Annotated in this window: 2 protein-coding genes; one reads left to right on the top strand and one right to left on the bottom strand. The window is 56.6% G+C overall.

Going from position 1 to position 1,829, the window contains the following annotated elements:
* On the bottom strand, window positions 1–423 hold a 423-nt coding region (locus AC1DVH_RS30510; protein WP_477756930.1), incomplete at its 3' end, for a capsular polysaccharide export protein, LipB/KpsS family.
* A 425-nt stretch (window positions 424–848) separates the two neighbouring features.
* Here AC1DVH_RS30510 and AC1DVH_RS30505 point away from each other — a divergent pair.
* Window positions 849–1,784 (top strand): KpsF/GutQ family sugar-phosphate isomerase, encoded by a 936-nt coding sequence (locus tag AC1DVH_RS30505; RefSeq protein ID WP_477756929.1) that lies wholly within the window; start codon window positions 849–851, stop codon window positions 1,782–1,784.
* Window positions 1,785–1,829 lie beyond the last annotated feature (45 nt).

Here is a 1,829-nt window from a genome sequence, read left to right as displayed (position 1 = left end):
GTTGTACTTGGAAACGCGCTCTTCCCGCCAACTCGCCTGCAAAGCCCGGGCGCGGAGAGTCTGAGATTCACTCAAGGATGTCGGGATCAATACTTCCAGGCGCGACGGATTATCGGCATCGTAATAAATGCCCAGGTCATCGACGATCAGCGACAGCGGCGGCTCATCCGCGCCAAGGCCCACCGAACGCAAAAAACCATCCTCTACCGACAGCACAGGCAGACCGGCTTTTTGTGCTTCCCGTTGGGCAAACAGGGCGCTTGGCTTGCGACCCCACGCCAGCAACACATCGGCCTGAGTGACGTCACGAGTCGAACCAGGCAGTAATCGATAGTCGGGCAACAGGGCGGCAAGCGTGGCAACTTGCTGGGCGCCTTTAGACAGCACCAGCAAGCACGGTCGATTCAGGAGGTTTTTGTCCATGAAAAACAGCAGATGTCCGTAGGTGACGCACTCGCTTGCGAGACGCGCAAAAAATCCAAAGCGTCTCAGGCAACGCTCTTCGATAAGTGGGCGCGGATGATAATACAAAGCCGACAATTTATAACGATAAAAGTGGGAGATTGCCTACAAACATTGGGTGTTGCTCAGGGGAGGGGGCACTGCCGGCGCTGAGTAGTGCGGTATGACTATTGGCACCTGAAAGGCGAGGAGTCCTTGCGTATCCTCTGTGACAGTCGATCAAAAGGGGGCGACATTAAAAATTTCCAACCGGCAACTGCCATGTTCGAGGTCTCGGTGACACAGAAAAGTGACTATTTTTCCTGGGTTGATAGAACGTTAGTTTCCGTTAGGCTATTGAGTCGTTAACATACGCGCCACTTAAATCAAGGAACGATCGATTTCCCATGAATCACCTTCCAATTGCCAAAGAAGCGCTCAGCGCCCAGGCGCAAGCCATCAGCCAACTGGCAGAACGCCTGGACGGCGAATTCCAGCGTGCCGTTGAACTGATTCTCGGTTGCAAAGGCCGCGCAGCGGTCTGCGGTATGGGGAAATCGGGCTTGATCGGTCAGAAAATGGTCGCTACCTTCGCCTCCACCGGCACCCCGAGCCTGTTCCTGCACCCGGCTGAAGCCTTCCACGGCGACCTGGGCATGCTCAAGCCAATCGACGTGTTGATCCTGATTTCCTACAGCGGCGAAACCGAAGAAGTCATCAAGCTGATTCCGAGCCTGAAGTCCTTCGGCAACAAGATCATCGCCATGACCGGCAATGGTCAATCCACGCTGGCCAAGCACGCCGATATCTGGCTCGACATCTCGGTCGAGCGCGAGGTGTGCCCGAACAACCTGGCGCCAACCACCTCCACCCTGGCCACCATGGCAATGGGCGATGCCCTCGCGGTGGCCCTGATTGCCGCACTCGACTTCAAGCCAATGGACTTCGCCCGCTACCATCCCGGCGGCAGCCTCGGCCGCAAACTGCTCACCCGCGTCAGTGACGTGATGCACACCAACATCCCCAAAGTCAGTCGCGACACTTCGTTCCACGACTGCCTGCTGGTCATGACCTCCAGCCGCCTGGGCCTCGCCCTGGTTATGGACAACGACAAACTGGTCGGCATCGTTACCGACGGCGACCTGCGCCGGGCGCTGCTGAATAACCCGGGCGTGATCAACGAAAGCGTCGCCAGCTTCATGACCGCCAAACCGCATACCGTGAAAGCCACGGCGCAGTTGTGTGAGGCAGAAGCCTATATGCAGGATCACAAGATTCGGGCGTTGCCGGTGACGGCAGAGGGGAGTGATGAGGTGGTGGGGGTTGTGGAGATTTTTGATTGATCGAGTTGGACTTTCGTTTGTTGGATAGTCGATTGATCTAAAAAC

Source organism: Pseudomonas sp. P4_C3, assembly GCF_056402075.1.
Note: the sequence above shows the minus strand (reverse complement) of the source record. Positions and strands in the feature narration are given on the sequence as shown.

What these genes read in the sequence shown, in the direction of transcription:
- AC1DVH_RS30505 (WP_477756929.1), top strand. Translation starts at nt 849, where the DNA reads ATGAATCACCTTCCAATTGCCAAAGAAGCGCTCAGCGCCCAGGCGCAA.